This window comes from Bifidobacterium angulatum DSM 20098 = JCM 7096, assembly GCF_001025155.1.
GTDB lineage: Bacteria > Actinomycetota > Actinomycetes > Actinomycetales > Bifidobacteriaceae > Bifidobacterium > Bifidobacterium angulatum.
The window spans coordinates 476,000-495,534 of sequence record NZ_AP012322.1 but is presented as its reverse complement, the minus strand read 5'-3'; the positions used below and the strand labels follow the sequence as shown (position 1 = coordinate 495,534).

The window sequence follows — 19,535 nt, the reverse complement described above, 5'->3', positions numbered from 1 at the left end:
TTCGATGAGTTTCGATGAATGTGAAGTCGATTGCCGATTGACGGATCGGTGGGCTTCCCGTGTAGCGTATTGCACAAGGAACCCACCAATCCGCATCAATCATGGAACTTGGCTGAACCGTGCATCACCAGGTGGTCGGCTTGCCGAAGTCCTTGAAGTCGCTCTTGGCGATGGCGTCCTTGAATTCCTGGCTGACGAGCAGTTTCTTGACGGCCTTGCCGAAGTCGGAGTTCGCGTCCTTGGTGTTGACCACGAACACGTTGATCACGCCTTCGTCCTGCTTCTCCATGGCGAGTGCCTCGGATGGCTTGAGTCCTGCGGCCCACGCGAAGTTGCCCGGTACGAGCGCCACGTCGACGGTGTCGACGGAACGGGCGAGCTGTGCCGCGTCAAGCGTCTTGATCTTGAGGTTCTTCGGATTGTCCTTGATGTCGTTGACAGATGCCTTGGTGGAGTCGATATCGCCCTTGAGCGTCACCAGCCCCTGCTGTTCGAGCACGCCGAGGGATCGGGCGAGGTTGGAGCCGTCCGCCGCAATGGACACGGTGGAGCCGTCCTTGATGTCCTTGATGGACTTGAATTTGTTGGAGTAGATGCCCAGGCCCAGCGTCGGCACCTGGCCGAGCGATGTCAGGTCGAGGTTGTTGTCTTTGGTGAATTTGTTCAGGTAGTTGATGTGTTGCATCAGGTTGGCCTGGATGGAACCGGAGGCGAGCGCCTTGTCGGGTTGCACGTAGTCGTTGAACAGTTTGGTTTTCAGCTCGAAGCCGTCGTCCTTGAGCAGCGGTCCGATGACCTTGTCGACCATGTCGCCGTATGGGCCGGGGCATACGCCGACGGTGATCTTGGTGATCTTGCCTTTGGAGGCGTTGAGTGATTCGTTCGATGCGGAGCTGTTGCCGGAGCCGCAGGCGGCTACGGAGATCAGCGTTGCCGCGGCGAGCACGGCGGCGACGGCTCGTTTGATGCCGTTGGCGTTCTTCAGAATGGTGATGGTCATGGTGTTCCCTCTCTGTGCGTGTAAGAAATTCAGGAGTTTTGCTCGGTCCGTTATTTGCTGGCTTCGGCGTCGGCCCTGGCTTGGGCGACGATGTCGGGATGGTGAAGGGCGAATGCGTGTTCCGCCAGGTGAACCTCGCGGGTCAGGAATTCGTGCAGTTTGCACACGTAGCCGTGTTCCCGGCCTACCTTGGCGATATAGCCGTTGATGTAGTCGACTTCCGTTGGGCGGCCTTTGGTCAGATCCTGGTACATGGACGGGTAGTGCAGCGGATGCGCGACTCCGGCGGTGTGCAGAATGGTTGCGACTTCCGTCTCACGGGTGTCGAGCAGCTTGTATCCGGCTGCCTCTGCCGCGCTGTAGGCTTCGTCCACCAATTGTTCGGTGAGCCATCGCGCGTCGGGGTGTGCATGGAATTCGCCGAATCGGATCTGGTACATGGTGCACAGCGTGTTGAGCACGGAGTTGAACACGATCTTCGCCATGCACATGCCGATGAAGTTGTCCACGATGGTGGGGTTCAGCGTGGCGGCTTTGAAATCCTCGAACAATTCCTGTTCCGCTGCGGCCACGGTGTCGGTCACGGTGTCGGCGTAGGCGCACAGGTTCATGGCCTTGGCGTGCGCGCCACCGGTGAAGTTGAAGTCGCCCGGCCCGTACACGTAGGCGCCGATCAGCGCGGTGCCGCCGTAGATGCGGTCTTTGACGAAGTATTCGTTGAGCTTTTCGAAATGCCCGTAGCCGTTCATGGCGGAGAACACGACCTGCTTGTCGTTGAACAGGTGGGCGCAGCGCTTGAGCACGCCGTCGAGCTGCATCTGCTTCAAGAATACGATCCACACATCCGGCTGGCCGGTGTATTCCTCCGGATAGTACACGTTGATCGGCACCAGGTGGCGGTCTTCGCCGTCCTGGGACACGTAGGCACCACCCTGTTCGCGGATCTTCTCGACGTTCGGCTTCCAGGTGTCGATGAAATCGACGTCCTTGTGCGCGAATTCCTGCAACAGCACGCCGTACTGGATGCCCATGCCGCCAGCGCCAATCACCGCATACTTCATGTTCCCTGTCTCCTCTCTCCTGTGGTTTTCGTTGTTTTCAAGCGAATACCCACAAGATATCGGGAAACATCCTTGTCAATGCCGGCGTGGCTATATGCGCTTCTTATGGAAGGCGCAAACCGCAATAATTCTTTTTTATGAACGGTTATCAGGATATGAAAAGCCTCCCGCGGCACATGCCACGGAAGGCTTGGAAACAGAATTGACGGACGGCAGGTTGCCGTCAGGTCAGGCGATTGTCAGAGCTTGCCGCCCTCGACCACAATGTCATCCGGATCGACATCGGAACCGTACACCGGCTTCAGGGTCTCCTCGTAATCCTTGTGGAAGAAGTTCTCCTTGCCGAGCTTCACGATCTCGTCGTTCAGCCAGTTGAGCAGTTCCTTGTTGCCCTTCTGCACAGCCGGAGCGATGGTGTCCTCATCGCCCAGCTTGGTGATGCCCACCTTGAAGCCCTTGTTGGACTTGGCCCAGGCCAGCACCTCGGTGTTGTCGGTGGAGAAGGCGTCGCCGCGGCCGTCGAGCAGTGCGTTGTAGGCGTCGGCGTACTGGTCGTACTTCTGCAGCTTCACGTCAGGCTGGTTCTTCTCGAAGTAGGTTTCGGCGGTGGTGCCCTTGGCGATGATCAGGGTCTTGCCCTTGAGCTGGCTCACATCGGTAATTTCGGCGTTCTCCGGGGACACGACGCCCAACGCGACCTTCATGTATGGCTTGGCGAAGTCGACCTTCTCCTTGCGCTCGTCGGTCACGGTGAAGTTGGCCAGGGTGATGTCCACCTTGTTGGAGGTGAGCACGTCCACACGGGCGGCCGGATCGACGGAGGTGTACTTGACCTTCACGCCCAGATCCTTGGCGAGACGCTCGGCGAAGACGATGTCATAGCCGGCGTTCTTGCCGTCCTTGTCGACGTAGCCGAACGGCGCCTTGTCGGAGAACACGGCGACCTTGAGTTCGCCGGACTTCTTGATCTCGTCAAGGGTACGGGCCTTGGCGCTGGAGGATGCCGTGGTGTTGTCGGACGACGACGCGTCGGACGGCGATGCCGCGGACGGACCGCACGCAGCAAGGGAGGCACCCATAATCAGCGCTGCGGATGCGGCGATAACGGCTTTCAGCGGTTTGATGGTGAATTTCATGGTTGTTTTCCTCTCTATTGCTGATCGTGCGACGCACGTTCAAATTCAAAGGTGCGCAGGAACTGCTGCGCACGTTCCGTTTCCGGTTCGATGAAGAAGCGTTCGGGGTCGGTGGAATGCTCGACGATATGACCGTCCTCCAGCAGGATGATCTCGTCGGCGATGGCACGGGCGAAACGCATCTCGTGCGTGACAATCACCATGGTCTGCCCGGATCGTGCAAGACCGATCACCACGTCAAGCACTTCGCGCACCATTTCCGGGTCGAGTGCCGCGGTGATCTCGTCGAACAGCAGCACTTCCGGATGCAGGATCAACGCACGGCAGATGGCGATGCGCTGGCGCTGGCCGCCGGAAAGCTCATGCGGCCAGGCATCCTTGCGATCGGCAAGACCGACCTTGCCAAGCAGTTCCAGGGCTTCGCGTTCGACTTCGGCCTTATCACGCTTTTGCACGAGCAGCGGCGCCATCATGATGTTGCCAAGTACGGTTTTGTTCGGGAACAGATCGTAGCTTTGGAACACCATGCCAATATGCGTGCGCAGTTCGCTGGAGCGTGCCGAGCGCCCGGCCTTCTCGCTGCCGGGCTTCCCGGTTTCGATGACCGTGCCGTTCAGTGCGATCTGACCGCCCTGAATCGGCTCCAATCCAGCGATTGTGCGCAACAGCGTGGATTTGCCGGAACCGGACGGGCCGACCACGACCAGTACACGGCCTTTGGGAACGTCGAAGCTGACGTCGTCAAGCACACGCCTGTCGGCATTGGCGTACTGCTTGACCAGATTGCGCACAGACAGTGCCGCACCGTTATTCGTTTCGGTAACGATATCAGTCATTTGCCCACCTTTTCTCAAGTCGACGGGCCACGATGGAAAGCGGCCAGCACACAATGAAGTACATGAAGAAAATCACCCCGTAGATCCACAGGGTTCCGGTCGGATACTGGAATCGGTTCGCGTCGATGATCTGCTGACCGACCTTGATCACTTCGACCACGCCGAGCAGCACGGCCAACGATGTGGTCTTCACAATACGTGTCGCCAGGTTCACCGAGGCTGGCAGCAACCGGCGCAGAGCCTGAGGCAGAATCACATGCACAAAGCCCTGCCAGTTGCTCAGTCCCAGCACATACGCCGATTCGGATTGGATTTCGGGAATCGACTGCAATGCTCCGCGCACCAGATCGCCCAGTTCTGCGCCACCCCACAGGATGAACACCAGCACGCAGGCCCCGGTGGCATCCAGATTCCAATCGAACCAGCGCGCGAACCCGTAATATGCGAGGAACAGCAATGCAAGCTGGGGCATAATGCGGATGAAATCAAGGTATATGCGCATCAGCACACGAACCACGCGGCTCTTCAACGTCATCAGCCAACCGACCAGCAACCCCACCGGAACGGAGGCGATGACGGAGACCGCGGCGATCCACACGGTGACCCACAGGCCTTGAAGCAGTCGCGGCATCACGCCCGGCTGCAGAAGAATCTCAGCGCCTTGCATAGTCGAACCTCCTTTCCAACCAGGTGCCGATCAGCGAGATCGGCAGCAGTACGATCAGGTAGCTTACGACGAGCATGGCCAGCGATTCGTAGGTACTGTAGTACATGCCGATCAGATCCTTGGCCATATACATCACGTCGGCGAGCGCGATGGCGGAGACCACGGAGGATTCCTTGAACAGGAAGATCACATTGGCCACAATGCCTGGAATCGCACCGGAGACGGCTTGCGGCAGCACGACCCGTGTGAGGGATTGCATTGGAGTAAATCCCAGCACGTACGCGGTTTCACGCTGCACTTCAGGCACAGCCTGCAATCCCGCACGCATGGCTTCGGCCATATAGGATCCGCCGAGAAAGCCCAGTCCCACAATCGCGCAGGTTTCCGCCGACCAGACGATGCCCAGCTTGGGCAATCCGAAGAACAGGAAATACAATTGCACCAGTAATGGCGTGTTACGGCTGATTTCGATGTACACGCGCACGATCTGCCGCGCCACCGGCACCCGGGCCAATTCAACGCCTGCGCATATCAGGCCGACGACCAGCGCCAGGATAATGCCAATTATGGAGATGAACAATGTCATCTCCATGCCTTTTACGAAAAAAGGCGCGTAGCGCTGGACGAACGACCAGTCGAACATGGCAACCCTTTCTTCCATTTCACTTCTGCGATGTCCCGTAACTCCTATCGAAAGGATGCCGGAGCATCAGGCCCGTGCGCTGGGAAGTTCCACCCGACAACCGCAACAGGCTTCACTGCACAACATTGTATTTGCTACACGATGCGCAGGTTACGGCGATGTTATCGGAATTGCTTATGAGACGCTACCGACTTGGCTTGTGGCGGAAACTCTGCCCGGTGCATGCACGCGTGGTGCCGCAATGCGGTTATACACTGGGGGTCATGGATATTACCAAGGCTTTGACCAGATTGAACGGTTCGGGCAACGATCCGGTTTTCCTGCTGCTTCATGGGTGGGGTTCCAATGAGCTTGATCTGCCCGACCTGCTGCGGTACTGCGGTGCCGGTTCGGCGGATTTCGTCTCGTTGCGGGCTCCCATCGCCTATGGCATGGGTTTCACATGGTTCGGCGAATGGGCGCACGAGGGCGTGCCCGAGGGCCGTTCCTTGACCCGGCAGGCGTATGATGCGGCCGATGCCGTCAACCGCTGGGTCGAAGCCAATGTCAATGGTTCCCGCCCGATCGTCACCATGGGTTTCTCGCAGGGAGGCCTGCTCGCCACGCATATGCTGCGGTTCGATCCCAAGCGCTATGCCGCGGCCATCAGCTTCTCCGGCTGGCTTGCCCCCGGCTCGCTCCCCGGCGATAAGGCGCTTGAGTCGGCGCAGCCGCCGGTGTTCTACGGACATGGTTCCGCAGACGTCATCTTCCCCACTCAGGACGTGCTCGCCATGAGTTCGTTCTGGCGCAGGCACGGCACGCTCAGCGAGCATATCTATAGCGGCATGGGGCACTCAATCAACATGGACGAGCTGCGCGACGTGCAGCGTTTTCTCGAATCGAATAATCTGATCCGCCCTCAGATGTGACGGCGGCAAGCGGTATGCGGACATCCTTTCACCCCGCATACCGTTCTTTGAGCGCGCAGGCGAGCGCATCCCCGCAGCACGCTACAGTGGCCAATAAGCGTACGGATATGCCCGCTTCCGGCATGTCCGCGTTGATAAGGAGCATAACGAATGACTGATGAAAGAACCGCATACGGTTGGGGCTTGGCGAGCGTCGATGCCGCCGGCAACACCCTGGACGTCTGGTACCCGGAACTGACGCTCGGCCCGGCACCCGCCGAAGCCGATCGCGGCAATCATAACTTCGGCGCGCTGGCGCATGCCGAGGCCGACGCCCGTGGCGTACGCCGCATGCCGGTGTTCACCGTATCCAAGCTGGACGAGCCGATCGAAAGCGCCGAGGACGCCTATCTGCGCCTGCATTTGCTGAGCATGCGCCTGGCCAAGCCGAACACATTGAATCTCGACGGCATCTTCGCCAAGCTGAACAATGTGGTGTGGACCAATTACGGGCCGTTCGCCGTCGATGATTTCGCCCTGCGCAAGCTCGACGTGATGAATGCCGCCGCGCAGGCTGGCCCGTTGGCTCCGCGTGCCGACGTGAATGTGCTGTCCATCGACAAGTTCCCCCGCATGGTCGATTACGTGGTGCCGACCGGCGTGCGTATCGGCGACGCCGACCGTGTACGCCTGGGTGCACACCTGTCCGAGGGCACCACCGTCATGCATGCCGGTTTTGTGAACTTCAACGCCGGCACCCTTGGCGTCTCCATGGTCGAGGGCCGCGTCTCGCAGGGCGTTGTGGTCGGCAACGGCTCCGATATCGGCGGCGGCGCATCCATCATGGGTACCCTGTCGGGCGGCGGCAAGCTGAAGAACTCCATCGGTGAGCATTCCCTGCTGGGCGCGAACGCCGGCATCGGCATCTCGCTAGGCGACAATTGCGTGGTCGAGGCCGGTCTGTACGTCACCGCCGGCACCAAGGTCACCATCTACGACAAGGCCAAGGTTGCCGCAGGCGAGCCGCTGGAAACCGTCAAAGGCGCCGAACTGTCCGGCAAGGACAACATTCTGTTCATCCGCAACTCCGTGTCCGGCCGTATCGAGGCCCGCTATCGCAAGACCGGCATCGAGCTTAACGAGAAGCTCCATAAGAACTGAGTCTTCTGGGCCTTCGCCGGCTATTCCGGTGCCCGCGCACTCCGTGCGCATACCATTGGGCGGTTTATTTGGACGAAATCGGGGCTGATTTCGTCCAAATAAACCGCCCAATTCGTAGAATCGTCCAAACAGACCGCCCGGTGCGGCGGGAATCATCGTTCTTCCATCGGAATGTAGTCGCGCTTCGTGTAGCCGGTGTAGACCTGGCGTGGGCGCCCGATCTTCGTGTTCGGGTCGGCAAGCATCTCACGGTACTGTGCGATCCATCCGGGAATGCGTCCAAGTGCAAACAGTGTGGTGAACATGGACGGATCGAAGCCGATGGCCCGGTAGATCAGCCCCGTGTAGAAGTCGACATTCGGGTAGAGATGCCTGGAGACGAAGTATTCGTCGTTCAACGCGATCTCCTCCAGCTCCGTGGCGACTTGGAACAACGCGCGTTCGTCTGCCGGTAGTTTCAGCGTATCGGCCCGTGTCATGATCTTCTCCAGGTAGCTCTTGGCAATGGCCGCCCGCGGATCGTACGACTTGTAGACGCGATGTCCCAGTCCGGAGATGCGCTGCCCATTGGCCTTGGCATCCTCGACGAATTCCTTCACGCTCTTGCCTGAATCACGAATCGCCTTAAGCTGGCGGAGCACGGCCTCGTTCGCGCCGCCATGCAACGGTCCGGACAGCGCATTGATGCCCGCCGCGACCGCGGAATACAGGTTGGCATGCGCCGAACCGGCGATACGTACCACGGAAGTGGAGCAGTTCTGCTCATGATCGGCGTGGATGATGAGCAGTCTACCGAGCGCATGCACGTATAGCGGGTCGGATTCGAACGGCTCGTACGGCACGGCGAAGCACATGCGCAGGAAGTCGTCCACGTAACCGCGCGAGTAGTCCGGGTACAGCATCGGCTCGTCACGACGACGACGGAAGATATAGCTCACGATGGTACGGGCCTTGGCCATGATGATGGTCGCAGCCTCGTCAAGCTGGTCGGAATCGTTGATGTCGGTGGTGTCCGGATAGAAGGTGGCGAGCGCGTTGACTGCGGATGCCATGACGCTCATCGGATGCGCGGTGCGCGGGAAGGAGCCCATGAAGGTGCGGAAGTCCTCCCCCACCATGGTGCGGTGGTTGATGTCGGAGATGAAGCGGTCGTATTGCTCTTTGCTGGGCAGCTCACCGTGGCGCAGCAGCCATGCCACTTCAAGGAAGTCGGACTGGTCGCATAATTGCTCGATCGGGTAACCTCGGTAGCGCAGGATGGAGTTCTTGCCATCGATGTACGTGATTTTCGATTCGCACTGCGCGGTGGTCAGAAATCCCGGATCGAGCGTGACCCAACCGTCGTTTCTCAGGTCGGAGACAACGATGCCGTTGGCACCGGCGGTAGCCTCCACTAGGGGAAGGGTGAAGCTGTTCGAGTCGATGCGCAGCTGGGCTGTGGCCATATCACGTGCTCCTTACGCCAATGAGTTAGAGTATCGCTCACTATAGGGCATCGTCGTTTCAGCGGTACCGCATATCTCAAAAGGCAAAAAGAGCCTCCCTCTTCATAAGGAAAGGGAGGCTCTTTGTCCCGGCCCCATTGTCGGGCCGATGCCGATGCTAGTCGCGCTTGGTGAGAATCAGCGGACCGTTGTCGGTGATGGCGATGGTGTGCTCGCTATGCGCGCCACGGGAACCGTCCTGGGAGCGCAGCGTCCAACCGTCCTTCGGATCCTGGAATATCTCGTCGGTGGTCTTGAGGAACCACGGTTCGATGGCGATGACCAGACCTGGGCGCAGCTTGTATCCGTGATGCGCGCTGCCGTCGTTCGGCACGTGCGGATCGCCGTGCATGACGCGTCCCACGCCATGACCGCCGAATTCGAGGTTGATCGGGTAGCCGTAGGTACGAGCCACATCACCGATGACGTTGCAGACATCGCCCAGACGGTTGCCGGCCTGCGCCGTGTCGATGGCGGCGGCGAGCGCTTCTTCGGTGCACTTGATGATGCGCAGATCCTCCGGGTCGGGGTTGTTGCCGACCACGAAGCTGATGGCGGAGTCGGCGACCCAGCCGTTCACGCTGATGGCGAGGTCGAGGCTGACCAGATCGCCGTCTTTGAGGCTGTAGTCGTACGGCACGCCATGCAGTACGGCATCGTTGACGGATGTGCAGATGTAATGTGCGAACGGGCCGGTGCCGAAATCGGGGGCATAGTCCACGTAGCAGGATTCGGCGCCTTTACGGTCGACAATCTTCTTGTGCACGAATTCGTCGATCTCCAGCAGGTTGGTACCGACTTTGGTGGTTTCCTTGAGTTCCTTGAGGATTCCCGCAACGAAACGACCTGCGGGCTTCATCGCCTCGATTTCGGAGGCTGTTTTGATTTCGATCATGGTCTCTAGCCTAGGCCACCCGTCTTACTTTCCAAAACGAATCGCGCGAACAACGGCCATAATGCCAATGACGACCAACGCGATGGCGACGAACATCACCAGCCATACGGTCGATCCGAACGGGTTGAACAGGGCTATGAAACCGGCGACGATGGACAGTAGCGAATAGATCACCGCCCACGCCGAGCTTGGCACGTTCCAGCATTCGAATAGTGTCATAATGCCTTCGAGCAGCCAGCTGACGCCGATCGCCATGGTGCACAGCACGGTGAGCATGGCCGCCGACATCGAGGAGTTCTTCAATACCACTATGCCGCCGACCAGCATCAGCGCGCCGAATAGCACGCCCAGCACTCGCCACCCGCCGGGCAGACCGAGTTCGACGATGGCCGTGACGATGCGCACCATGCCGGAAATCAGCAGGTATATGCCCAGCATGATGGCCACGACAGCCAGAGTGTGGCCGGGCCAGAACAGCAGGGCCACACCCAGCAGGATGGAGGCGATGCCGATCACCCCATACATGCCGCGAATGCGATTCTTGGCTTGCTGCGGCAACACCTGCTCGAGGAGTCGGAACGGATCCATACCGTTATTCGGCGTGGCGTTCATCGGGTTGAAGTCGCTCATGGTTATTCCTTTCCGTTTCCGGCCGCATACGGATATGCGTCGGGTTCGCCTTCCGCTCGCGCGGATGTGCGTTCTCCCATGATAGAAGCCGTTCGCGGTTTGCGATATGTACAGACTTCCCGATGTGTAAGGCTTTGCCACGGGTGGAGCCGGGACTAGGCTTGTTGCCATGAGTGAAGCATTGAAATCCGGCATCGACCCGGCATCGTTCTCGTCCGTCATCAAACCTTCCGCCGATCTGTTCCGTTACGTCAACGGCCCATGGATCGACACGTACCGTCTGCCTGATGACCGTTCCCGCTATGGTTCCTTCGACAAGCTTGCGGAGGACGCACAGAATCAGATCAGGGATATTCTGGAAGACGATGACTGCCCGGCGGTGTTGTCGCGGGCACTGTACCGTTCCTTCCTGAACACGGACGCCATCGAGCGAGCCGGCATCGAACCGATTCGCGATGCGTTGCAGCTGATCGATGAGGCCGAAGGCAAGGCGGATCTTACTCGCGCCTTGGGCTTCATCAACCCCACTGGCGGCCCCGACCTGTTCGGCATGGCCATTTACGGAGACCCGGGCGACCCAGATGTCAATATCGCGCATATCGAGCAGGGCGGCCTCGGGCTCCCCGACGAAGCGTATTACCGCGAGGATCACTACGCGCCGATCCGCGGTGCCTATGTCGACATGGTCGCCACGCAACTGACCAATGCAGGTTACGCCGGTGACGATGCGAACGCACGCGAGCAGGCCGAGCGTTTCCTTGCCGTCGAGACGAAACTTGCCAAGCATCATTGGGATAATGTCGCCACCCGCGATTCGGTGAAGACATATAACCCTATGAGTTACAGCGAACTTGCCTCCACGCTCGCACATTTCGATCTTGATTCGTGGGTCGAGTCCTGGCAGGAGGCCTACGACGCTTCCGAGGCATCCGCCGATCAGCCGCTCGACTTCCATACCGTGCTGAACCGTGTGATCGTGCACGAGCCGAGCTTCCTTACGGGTCTGGACTCCTTCTGGCAGGCCAGCGATCTGGATAATCTGAAGCTGTGGGCGCGTGTGCATATGATTATCGGCTCGGCTTCCATGTTGAGCGAGCGGTTCGACAGCACGAACTTCGACTTCTACGGCAAGGTGCTTTCCGGACAGAAGGTGCAGCGCGAGCGTTGGAAGCGCGCGGTGAGCCTGGTCAACGGCGTATGCGGCGAGGATGTCGGCGCCGAGTATGTGCGCAGGCATTTCCCGGAAAGCTCCAAGAAACGCATGGAACAGCTGGTGGCGAATCTTATCGACGCCTACCGTGCCTCCATCACCAGTTCCGATTGGCTGGGCGAAGATACCAAGGCCAAGGCTTTGGAGAAGCTCGGCAAGTTCACTGCGAAAATCGGATACACCAATCATTGGCGCGACTATTCGGCATTGCATCTTGATGAGGATGCCGCGCTGTCCAAGAACATGCAGTCCGCGAACCTGTACGAGACCGGCTATCAGCTGTCCAAGGCAGGCAAGCCCGTTGACAAGGACGAATGGCTGATGAACCCGCAGACGGTGAACGCCTACTATGAGCCATCCATGAACGTCATCGTGTTCCCCGCAGCCATTCTGCAGCCTCCATTCTTCAATCCACAAGCCGAGGACGCCGCGAACTATGGCGGCATCGGCGCTGTGATCGGTCATGAGATCGGTCACGGCTTCGACGACCAGGGCGCCCAGTACGACGGCGACGGCAAGCTCCATGACTGGTGGACCCCGGAGGACAAGGCGAATTTCGAGGCACGCACCAAGGCTCTGATCGAACAGTACAACGCGTTCGTACCCACGCAGCTTGCCGAGAAATACGCCGACGACCCAAGCAAGGCGCCACATGTCAATGGCGCGCTCACCATCGGCGAGAACATCGGCGATCTCGGCGGCGTCAATATCGCGTTGAAGGCATATGCCTTCGCACTTGACGAGGCAGCCGGCCGCGAAAAGGATTCCACGCCGGAAGGCATCGAATCCACTCTCGACGGCGCCCCCACCATCGACGGCTTCACCGGCCTGCAGCGCTTCTTCCTGAGCTACGCCTCCATTTGGCGCACAAAGAACCGTGACGAGCTGGCCGAACAGTATCTGCAGATCGACCCACACTCCCCTGCGGAGTGCCGTACCAACGGCATCGTACGCAATGTGGATCTGTTCGCCAAGGCATTCGATGTGCACGAGGGTGACGCCATGTGGCTTGACCCGGCTGACCGTGTGCGCATCTGGTAGCGGCCACCATGATCAGAACTCCGGTTCTTCGGCAAGGGCGACGGTAGATTCAGACTGGCTTTGCGCCACATACTGTTGACCTCCATTGTTCGGGGACTGGGTGTTGCACGGCGGCATACCGGCCTGTTGCATCCCATTAGGGATGCCGCTGGCCGGTGTGCCGCCGTTTTCCATATCGTTTCGCGTGTTCCGCATGGCGTTCGGCTGCGTCGAACCGTTGCCTGATGCAAAGGGATCGACGCCGGCTCCGTTGAGACCGCCCGCATTATCGGGATTGCCTCGGTCTTCGGCAAATCCATCCGTGTATGCGCCTGCGGAACCGGCCGCGTCATTCGTGCCACCGTTGCCGCCTTGAGCACGGTTCAATCTGGAGAACGCCGACGTTCCGTAGTTCAGGTCATGCCCGATCGCACTGGCATCCATGACGATCGCAGTGCGATTGACGCCGTCCTTCGTCCACCGGTCCATACGTAGTGCGCCGGTGACGACCACGGCATCGCCCTTGTGCAGCGAGCGCATCACGTTGGCGGCCAAGGTGCGGTATGCACGGATTTTGATCCATACTGTCTCCCGTGATCGCCATGATTGCGAGGATTGGTCGAAATACCCAGATGAGACTCCCACATTGAACGAGCATGCCGGATTGTTCGGGTCTCTGGAGAAACTCACCGGATCCATGCCAAGATTGCCGGTAAGCGTGACTGTTCCTTGCTGGCCTGCCATGATATGTCCTTTCCACTGGCAACGAGTTGGACCGCACCGCCGCGCCGTTGAGGCAATGCGGTACTCCCAGCATGCCGTACGCCGCATTGGCGAACCAGCCGCTCCCTTGCCTGTGGACAGCACTCCCCTCGCCGGGCGTGTTGTGGATAGCCAGTGGATAACCTCCCGGTTATCCACCGTCGGCAGATTGCGGGACACCCAAACCACCGACACAGAGCCAATATCCACCGCACCCACTTTCCGCCCCGCAAACCCCGCAAAACCGCACAAAAGGCAGGCAGATACAACAATTCCCCTCGCAGAGCCTTGTCTGCGAGGGGAATTGTTATGATAAAAGGCTTTCGCCGTCAAACGAAACGAACCAGCGAATCAGATGCGCGCAAGCAGCGTCTCCACGGCTTCAGCGGCAGGAACGATCACCTTGTTGTCACCGTTGCGGTCGCGGATCTCAATGGTGCCGTCGTTCACGTAGTCGCGGCCGACCACGGCGATCTGCGGCACGCCGATCAGCTCGGCGTCCTTGAACTTCACGCCCGGGGAGACCTTCTTGCGATCGTCGAAGATCACTTCAACGCCCTTGGCCTCAAGCTCGGCGATCAGCTGTTCGGCACCTTCGAACGCCTTCTCGTCCTTGCCGGTGGCGACCACATGCACCTGAGCCGGAGCGATGCAGCTCGGCCATGCCAGGCCGCGCTCATCATGATGGGTCTCGGCGATGCAAGCCATCACACGGGACACGCCGATGCCATAGGAGCCCATCCACACCGGAACGGTCTTGCCGTTCTGATCGAGCACCTTCAAGCCGAGCGCATTGGAGTACTTCAGACCGAGCTGGAAGACCTGCCCGATCTCCACACCACGCTCGAAGCTCAGGGGGCCGGATCCGTCCGGGCTCATATCGCCATGACGCACCTCAACGGCCTCGACGGTGCCGTCTGCCTCGAAGTCGCGGCCGTACACCAGATCGTAGTAATCCACGCCAGCCTCGTCGGCGCCGGTGAACCATGCGGAGCCGCGGGCGATATGCGCGTCCAGCAGGTAGCGCAGCGCCTCGCCGGTCTCATCGGCGTTTTCGGCCTTCTTGCCATCGCGCGCCTGCGGGCCGAGCACCATCGGGCCGATATAGCCCTTGACCAGTTCGGGGTGCTTCTTGAGGTCTTCTTCGGTGGCCTCTTCGATTTCGGCGGGGGCGAACTGCGCCTCCAGGCGCTTCATGTCCACCACACGGTCGCCGGGCACGCCCACAACCACGAGTTCGCGCCATGGCTCGTCGTGGTTCTCGTCCTCGGCGTGCTTGACGACGATAACGACGTTCTTCAGAATGTCGCTGGCCTGCCATTCGCGGCCATCGGTACGCGGATGGTTGACGTTGGCGAATTCGACCATCTTGTCGATGGTCGCGGCGTCCGGGGTCGGGCGCTTCGTGGCGGCCGGAGTGTTGGAGTAATCGATTGCCGGCGGTTCCGGAGTGGTCAGAGCCTCGACGTTCCAGGCCTTGCCGGACGGCGACTGTGCGAAGGTGTCCTCGCCGATCTCCATCGGGGCCAGGAACTCCTCGGATTCGAAGCCTCCCATCGGGCCTGCCATGGCGTGTACCGGCACGTAATCGAGGTCGAGACGCTTGAAGATGCGCTCATAGGCGCCGCGCTCGTCCATGTAGGCCTTGACGAGGCCTTCCTTGTCAAGCGTAAAGGAGTAGGCGTCCTTCATAATGAATTCGCGGCCACGAATCAGGCCGGCGCGCGGACGGAACTCGTCGCGATACTTGGTCTGAATCTGGTACAAGGTAACCGGCAGATCCTTGTACGAGGAATACAGGTCCTTGACCAGCAGAGTGAACATCTCCTCATGGGTCGGCGCCAGCAGGTAATCGGCCTCATGGCGGTCCTTCAAGCGGAAGATGTTGTCGCCGTATTCCTCCCAGCGGTGGGTGGCCTCATACGGCTCGCGTGGCAGCAGGCCGGAGAAGTGCACTTCCTGGGCGTTGATGGAGGCCATTTCCTCGCGGATGATGTTCTCGATCTTGTTCAGCACGTTCAACCCCAGCGGCAGCCAGGTCCAGATGCCGGGGGCCGCCTTGCGCAGGTAGCCGGCACGCTGCAGCAGCTTGTCGGATACCACATCGGCGTCGGCGGGGTCTTCGCGCAACGTGCGCAGAAACATAGTAGACATACGAAGAGTATTGGAAGTCATAGGTTCCAAGATAGCGCGACCCGCACCCACGGCGAGCGGCGCCGCAACAAGCTTGCAGAACGCCAACGCCTCCGGCATAACAATGATCATGCCGGATTTGCGCGAGTGTTGCCTCGTTGCAACGTGATGGCCACCCTATGTGGCCGCGGGCCTCACCCGTGCATATTTATTACCATGGCTGACCCTCACCACACAGCGGAATCAAGAAAAAACAACAAATGTTGTGGCGGGTGACATACAACGACATGACACTGACATATGCAACCAGCAGGTATTATGCTCCTCTGTAGAGGGGTGATGTTCGTATGGTGCGCCCGGCGTATAACCACAACAGGTATACGGGCGATGCACCATATGGGCAATCGAACCTTCGGCCCCTGCTGAACAGCCAAAAGAGAGAACATATAGCATCATGAACGTCGTACAAGACAACGATGACGTAGAAAACAGGCCTTTCTCAATCGCCATAGTCGATAATGATGCCATTGCACTGTATGCATTGCGTACATTGATCGAGAAAACGCCAACGATGCGCATTATCTGGACAGCGACAACCGGTCGCGAAGCGTTGACCCGCTGCCTTGAAGACGATGCGGCGCCGGATGTGCTGCTCATCGACATGGCATTGTCGGACATGCCGGGAACCGTGCTCTGCCGGCGTCTGCGAGCCAGCACACCGTTCCCCAAGGTACTGGCGATCACCTCCTACCCGTTGGATATTTACGAAACGGAAGCCGCCGAGGCAGGAGCACAGGGCATCATTGCCAAGGACGATTTCAAGATGCTGGCGCAGGCCATCGCTATCGTCCACGACGGAGACGTACTACCGGCAAACGCCCCCTTCGAAACAGCCGAAAACGCATACGACCGTATCCGCAGCACGCCAGCAGACCCTCTGACCACTTTGACATTCAACGAGATGAAAGCCTTGAACCTGGCTTCCCATGGCTTAAGCTCCAAGGAAATCGCAAAGCAGATGAAAGTTACACCGGTGACCGTGCGAACGTATACCCTGCATGCACGAACCAAACTCGGTGCCGCCACGCTGGGCGAAGCACTGGTCAAATGGCAAAGGGCGAAACATGTTTGATCGATTCCGTCATGCCGTACTGCGCCCGACCGACGCGTCGTTCTTCCTGAACCAGAAACGCTATCGGGCGATTATCTGCTGCATCTGCATCGGCATATCCCTTTTCGAATGGTCCGGCATCTTCGATCAGCTGTTCCCCGGAACAGTAGGGCGGCTGATTGCCATCGAATACCTCCTGTCGATGGTGGTGATGGTATTCTTCCCCGTGCCGGCAGGTCTGGTATGCATGATTACATACTGCTGCTTGCTGTTCTCTCCCACATATGCCGCAGCCAACATATACTGGGGCATGCTGCTGTCCATTTTCTACATCGCTTTCCACCTGCGACGTTGGGCTTCCGGCGGAGTTCTGTGCCTGCTACTCATTGCGGAGTTCCTTGAGATGAAACTGATGGAGGGTTCCATTGACGCTTTCGTCGGATTCGCCAGCGAAGATCTCTTCGTATTCTGCATCGGCATACTGCTCGCCACCACGGAGCGCACCGCTCAGGCCAAGCAGGTGGAGCATAATCTGCGGATAGCCTCGCACCTCCATTCGGCGGTCACCAGCGAGCTCTCCTCCATCATTCTCATGGCACGGTCCGGAAGCAAGGACGACGGCACCCTGGAACGCATCGAGACCGTAGCCCGGCTCAGCCTAGCTAATATGCATAGCATCATCCGCACATTGTCCGACACAGGCAACGCCGATACCGACGAGTCCCATAAATCGCCCGATATCACCGCCTATGCACAAGCTCTGGATCACAATGCACAGTCGATGGGGTTCACGGGGCGTCTATCTATTCGATTGGACTCCTTCCCCGTCTCCAACAGCCAATTCATGCTGATACAACTATGCATCAAGGAGTTGTATGCCAATATCACTCGCCACATGGCAAAGAATGGCGGCGAATACAGCATCACCATCAGCGGTTCCGAAAACAGCATCCGCATCACCGAGACCAATCCCTCATCGGGCAATCCCAATGAACTCACTTCAGGGTTCGGGCTCAGCCTTCTCGAACATCAGTTGGAGGTTTCGGGCGGAGCCATACGGTATGGATTGTCCGGCAACACATGGCACGTAGAGGTGACGATTCCTTCAGGCCTTGCACATTGATACGCACCTGGGAATCCTCTTACATGCAGGATATGCCGGGCATGATATGCGTGCGCCGTCATCCGCAACGCTTTGAACATCGACCCCCGCACCCGCCGCCGGCGCAAATGCCATCACACAGGTCAACAGGCCGGAAACCGCCAATCGAATCATCACTTCACGCTCCTCATTTCGCTATCGTTACACCCCTACTATGCACCGAACCGGATTTGGCGGCAACTTAGAAAGCACTATGCGCCCCACTGAATACAGTCATTCGGCGTCGCGTTGCACGTCGTTCAGGCCGTACGCCACATCGCCGGGTTGAATGTCTCCAGCAAGCAGCGTGCTCACCGTGACCAGGGTATACCCCTTGCCCTTAAGCCCTTTAATGATCTTCGGCAGCGCCTTGGCGGTCGCGGCATTGCCGTCATGCAGGGAGACGATGGAACCGGAATACGCGCCGTCGACCACACGCTTGGTTATGGCGTCGGCACCAAGCTTGCCCCAATCGCCGGAATCCACACCCCATAGAATCATGGCCTGACCGGAATCCCTGGCCTGCGCACGCAATGCGTCGCCCCATGCGCCATCCGGAGGGCGGAATAGCGTGACGTCCTTCCCGCTTGCCTTGGAGATCACCGCATCAGTGTCGTCAAACCATTTCCTCAGCTGCTCGGCGGGCATGCCATGCATCTGCGTATGCCGCCACGAAATCGAACCGACATCATGCCCCTCCCCGGTCATGCGCCTGACAAGCCCCACATTGGAACCGTTCACGAACTGCCCCTGCAGGAAGAACGTAGCCGGCACACCGGCGTTCTTCAACACATCGAGCACCTTCGGCGTGTTCGTCTTGTTCGGCCCGTCATCGAAGGTGAGCGCCACGCACTGGGTGAAATGGCAGTCGAGCGGCATAGACGCGATAATATCGTCGACAGCGCCCCTCAGTCGGGCGAATTCGCCGTTCAGAGCGGTCGCATCGTCGCTGCTTGCCGTATCAAGGGTGTGCTTGGCGGAGGCGAGCTCCGTCTCCAAAGTGCTCCGCTTGGACTCGTCCACCTTGCCCTTGGACCGTTCCAGTGCGAGTTCGCCGCGGGAGATGAGCTTGGACAGCTGCTTGCGCATGTCCTGCGCGTTCATCCCGTCAATCATCTGCTGCAGCGTCTGCGAATCGTATTGCACTGTAGTCAGGCCGTTCACCATGACCGTCCTCGACCTGCCGTAACTGTCGGCAAGGTCCGAAAGCTCCCCGCGCGACTGCTTCGCCGAGCATTCCTTCGCTGCGAGCTCTTCGACGCCGCTGCCGCGCAGGCTGTCCACCTGTTGCCGCAGCCGGTCGCGGGCGTCGCTGTCGGTGATGGATTTCGTCTCCTTCAGCAGAGTCGCCGCCTTGCTCATGGCCGGCGTATAGGAGGTATATGTTCTGATGTAATCCGTGCGCGCCGACCGGCAGTCGGCGAGCGCCGCCGCATGGGCCCGTCGATTGTTCGCCATGGCCGCGCCGATGACGTTCCATCCGGCGAATACCATGCCTGCCGCGAATATCGCGATAAGGGCACCGACGATTACGCGCCGTTTCCTGCCGGTGGCCTTGCCGCTCCCATCGCCGTCCGATTGCCCACCGGTGTCGCCATACTCCTCACCGCCAAGCTCGCGCAGCTCGTCCATGCCGTCGCGATTACGATTGTCGCTCATTCAGTCTCCCCTTGTCATCAGGCCAGGGTTCTCATCCGTTACCCTTCGCCGGTTTGGTGGCGACGGGCGTCCCGCCGCGGCGCACGCCGCGGACTC

General features: G+C 59.4%; 17 protein-coding genes. 5 read left to right on the top strand and 12 right to left on the bottom strand.

The annotated features are described in order from the left end of the window. Positions 1 to 124: 124 nt before the first annotated feature. From BBAG_RS01985 to BBAG_RS01960, 6 genes are all read right to left on the bottom strand, one after another. The gene (locus BBAG_RS01985) at positions 125 to 1,000 is read right to left on the bottom strand and encodes a MetQ/NlpA family ABC transporter substrate-binding protein (RefSeq protein ID WP_003825608.1); all 876 of its coding nucleotides are present in this window, start codon (positions 998 to 1,000) and stop codon (positions 125 to 127) included. 50 nt (positions 1,001 to 1,050) lie between these two features. Continuing rightward, positions 1,051 to 2,061: a ketopantoate reductase family protein gene (locus BBAG_RS01980; RefSeq protein ID WP_003825607.1), complete on the bottom strand. Its 1,011-nt coding sequence runs from the start codon at positions 2,059 to 2,061 to the stop codon at positions 1,051 to 1,053. A gap of 239 nt (positions 2,062 to 2,300) precedes the next feature. Further along, positions 2,301 to 3,197, bottom strand: a complete 897-nt coding sequence (locus BBAG_RS01975) for a cysteine ABC transporter substrate-binding protein (protein WP_003825603.1) — start codon at positions 3,195 to 3,197, stop codon at positions 2,301 to 2,303. Between the two features lie 14 nt (positions 3,198 to 3,211). Continuing rightward, the gene (locus tag BBAG_RS01970) at positions 3,212 to 4,033 is read right to left on the bottom strand and encodes an amino acid ABC transporter ATP-binding protein (RefSeq protein ID WP_003825601.1); all 822 of its coding nucleotides are present in this window, start codon (positions 4,031 to 4,033) and stop codon (positions 3,212 to 3,214) included. Next, positions 4,026 to 4,700, bottom strand: coding sequence for an amino acid ABC transporter permease (locus BBAG_RS01965; protein WP_003825599.1), 675 nt, complete (start codon positions 4,698 to 4,700; stop codon positions 4,026 to 4,028). Before BBAG_RS01965 ends, BBAG_RS01970 begins: the two co-directional genes overlap by 8 nt. Continuing rightward, positions 4,687 to 5,343, bottom strand: coding sequence for an amino acid ABC transporter permease (locus BBAG_RS01960; RefSeq protein WP_033508539.1), 657 nt, complete (start codon positions 5,341 to 5,343; stop codon positions 4,687 to 4,689). Before BBAG_RS01960 ends, BBAG_RS01965 begins: the two co-directional genes overlap by 14 nt. Positions 5,344 to 5,606: 263 nt before the next feature. On the opposite strand from BBAG_RS01960, the gene BBAG_RS01955 reads away from it, so the two are divergent. Both BBAG_RS01955 and dapD read left to right on the top strand, forming a co-directional pair. Then, positions 5,607 to 6,254 (top strand): alpha/beta hydrolase, encoded by a 648-nt coding sequence (locus BBAG_RS01955; protein WP_003825596.1) that lies wholly within the window; start codon positions 5,607 to 5,609, stop codon positions 6,252 to 6,254. A gap of 150 nt (positions 6,255 to 6,404) precedes the next feature. Continuing rightward, on the top strand, positions 6,405 to 7,394 hold the full coding sequence (gene dapD / locus BBAG_RS01950; RefSeq protein WP_003825592.1) for a 2,3,4,5-tetrahydropyridine-2,6-dicarboxylate N-succinyltransferase: 990 nt from the start codon (positions 6,405 to 6,407) through the stop codon (positions 7,392 to 7,394). Between the two features lie 152 nt (positions 7,395 to 7,546). Here the strand turns inward: dapD and BBAG_RS01945 are convergent, their stop codons facing one another. The 3 genes from BBAG_RS01945 to BBAG_RS01935 form a co-directional block, all read right to left on the bottom strand. Then, complete coding sequence (locus BBAG_RS01945; protein ID WP_003825590.1) at positions 7,547 to 8,839, bottom strand: citrate synthase; 1,293 nt, start codon at positions 8,837 to 8,839, stop codon at positions 7,547 to 7,549. 157 nt (positions 8,840 to 8,996) lie between these two features. Continuing rightward, positions 8,997 to 9,773, bottom strand: a complete 777-nt coding sequence (gene map, locus BBAG_RS01940) for a type I methionyl aminopeptidase (protein WP_003825588.1) — start codon at positions 9,771 to 9,773, stop codon at positions 8,997 to 8,999. Positions 9,774 to 9,797: 24 nt separating this feature from the next. After that, the gene (locus BBAG_RS01935) at positions 9,798 to 10,403 is read right to left on the bottom strand and encodes an HdeD family acid-resistance protein (protein WP_003825586.1); all 606 of its coding nucleotides are present in this window, start codon (positions 10,401 to 10,403) and stop codon (positions 9,798 to 9,800) included. A gap of 169 nt (positions 10,404 to 10,572) precedes the next feature. On the opposite strand from BBAG_RS01935, the gene BBAG_RS01930 reads away from it, so the two are divergent. After that, the gene (locus tag BBAG_RS01930) at positions 10,573 to 12,654 is read left to right on the top strand and encodes a M13 family metallopeptidase (RefSeq protein ID WP_003825584.1); all 2,082 of its coding nucleotides are present in this window, start codon (positions 10,573 to 10,575) and stop codon (positions 12,652 to 12,654) included. Between the two features lie 12 nt (positions 12,655 to 12,666). Here the strand turns inward: BBAG_RS01930 and BBAG_RS08095 are convergent, their stop codons facing one another. Both BBAG_RS08095 and BBAG_RS01920 read right to left on the bottom strand, forming a co-directional pair. Next, complete coding sequence (locus tag BBAG_RS08095) at positions 12,667 to 13,377, bottom strand: single-stranded DNA-binding protein (RefSeq protein ID WP_050754766.1); 711 nt, start codon at positions 13,375 to 13,377, stop codon at positions 12,667 to 12,669. 369 nt (positions 13,378 to 13,746) lie between these two features. Next, the gene (locus BBAG_RS01920) at positions 13,747 to 15,570 is read right to left on the bottom strand and encodes a proline--tRNA ligase (RefSeq protein WP_033508608.1); all 1,824 of its coding nucleotides are present in this window, start codon (positions 15,568 to 15,570) and stop codon (positions 13,747 to 13,749) included. A 412-nt stretch (positions 15,571 to 15,982) separates the two neighbouring features. On the opposite strand from BBAG_RS01920, the gene BBAG_RS01915 reads away from it, so the two are divergent. Both BBAG_RS01915 and BBAG_RS01910 read left to right on the top strand, forming a co-directional pair. Then, complete coding sequence (locus tag BBAG_RS01915; RefSeq protein WP_003825579.1) at positions 15,983 to 16,660, top strand: response regulator transcription factor; 678 nt, start codon at positions 15,983 to 15,985, stop codon at positions 16,658 to 16,660. Then, positions 16,653 to 17,762 carry a sensor histidine kinase gene (locus BBAG_RS01910; protein ID WP_003825577.1) on the top strand — a complete coding sequence of 370 codons (1,110 nt, stop codon included), beginning with the start codon at positions 16,653 to 16,655 and terminating at the stop codon, positions 17,760 to 17,762. The genes BBAG_RS01915 and BBAG_RS01910 overlap by 8 nt, the downstream gene beginning before the upstream one ends. A 252-nt stretch (positions 17,763 to 18,014) precedes the next feature. On the opposite strand, the gene BBAG_RS08090 is transcribed toward BBAG_RS01910, so the two are convergent. Further along, positions 18,015 to 19,439, bottom strand: a complete 1,425-nt coding sequence (locus tag BBAG_RS08090; RefSeq protein WP_003825573.1) for a polysaccharide deacetylase family protein — start codon at positions 19,437 to 19,439, stop codon at positions 18,015 to 18,017. Positions 19,440 to 19,535: the final 96 nt, after the last annotated feature.

Bases quoted from the DNA above. Each gene is read 5' to 3' on its own strand.
- BBAG_RS01965 (WP_003825599.1), bottom strand. From the start codon at position 4,700: ATGCAAGGCGCTGAGATTCTTCTGCAGCCGGGCGTGATGCCGCGACTG.
- BBAG_RS01945 (WP_003825590.1), bottom strand. From the start codon at position 8,839: ATGGCCACAGCCCAGCTGCGCATCGACTCGAACAGCTTCACCCTTCCC.
- map (WP_003825588.1), bottom strand. From the start codon at position 9,773: ATGATCGAAATCAAAACAGCCTCCGAAATCGAGGCGATGAAGCCCGCA.
- BBAG_RS01985 (WP_003825608.1), bottom strand. From the start codon at position 1,000: ATGACCATCACCATTCTGAAGAACGCCAACGGCATCAAACGAGCCGTC.
- BBAG_RS08090 (WP_003825573.1), bottom strand. From the start codon at position 19,439: ATGAGCGACAATCGTAATCGCGACGGCATGGACGAGCTGCGCGAGCTT.
- BBAG_RS01935 (WP_003825586.1), bottom strand. From the start codon at position 10,403: ATGAGCGACTTCAACCCGATGAACGCCACGCCGAATAACGGTATGGAT.
- BBAG_RS01915 (WP_003825579.1), top strand. From the start codon at position 15,983: ATGAACGTCGTACAAGACAACGATGACGTAGAAAACAGGCCTTTCTCA.
- BBAG_RS01975 (WP_003825603.1), bottom strand. From the start codon at position 3,197: ATGAAATTCACCATCAAACCGCTGAAAGCCGTTATCGCCGCATCCGCA.
- BBAG_RS01920 (WP_033508608.1), bottom strand. From the start codon at position 15,570: ATGACTTCCAATACTCTTCGTATGTCTACTATGTTTCTGCGCACGTTG.
- BBAG_RS01955 (WP_003825596.1), top strand. From the start codon at position 5,607: ATGGATATTACCAAGGCTTTGACCAGATTGAACGGTTCGGGCAACGAT.
- BBAG_RS01980 (WP_003825607.1), bottom strand. From the start codon at position 2,061: ATGAAGTATGCGGTGATTGGCGCTGGCGGCATGGGCATCCAGTACGGC.
- BBAG_RS01910 (WP_003825577.1), top strand. From the start codon at position 16,653: ATGTTTGATCGATTCCGTCATGCCGTACTGCGCCCGACCGACGCGTCG.
- BBAG_RS01960 (WP_033508539.1), bottom strand. From the start codon at position 5,343: ATGTTCGACTGGTCGTTCGTCCAGCGCTACGCGCCTTTTTTCGTAAAA.
- BBAG_RS01970 (WP_003825601.1), bottom strand. From the start codon at position 4,033: ATGACTGATATCGTTACCGAAACGAATAACGGTGCGGCACTGTCTGTG.
- BBAG_RS08095 (WP_050754766.1), bottom strand. From the start codon at position 13,377: ATGGCAGGCCAGCAAGGAACAGTCACGCTTACCGGCAATCTTGGCATG.
- BBAG_RS01930 (WP_003825584.1), top strand. From the start codon at position 10,573: ATGAGTGAAGCATTGAAATCCGGCATCGACCCGGCATCGTTCTCGTCC.
- dapD (WP_003825592.1), top strand. From the start codon at position 6,405: ATGACTGATGAAAGAACCGCATACGGTTGGGGCTTGGCGAGCGTCGAT.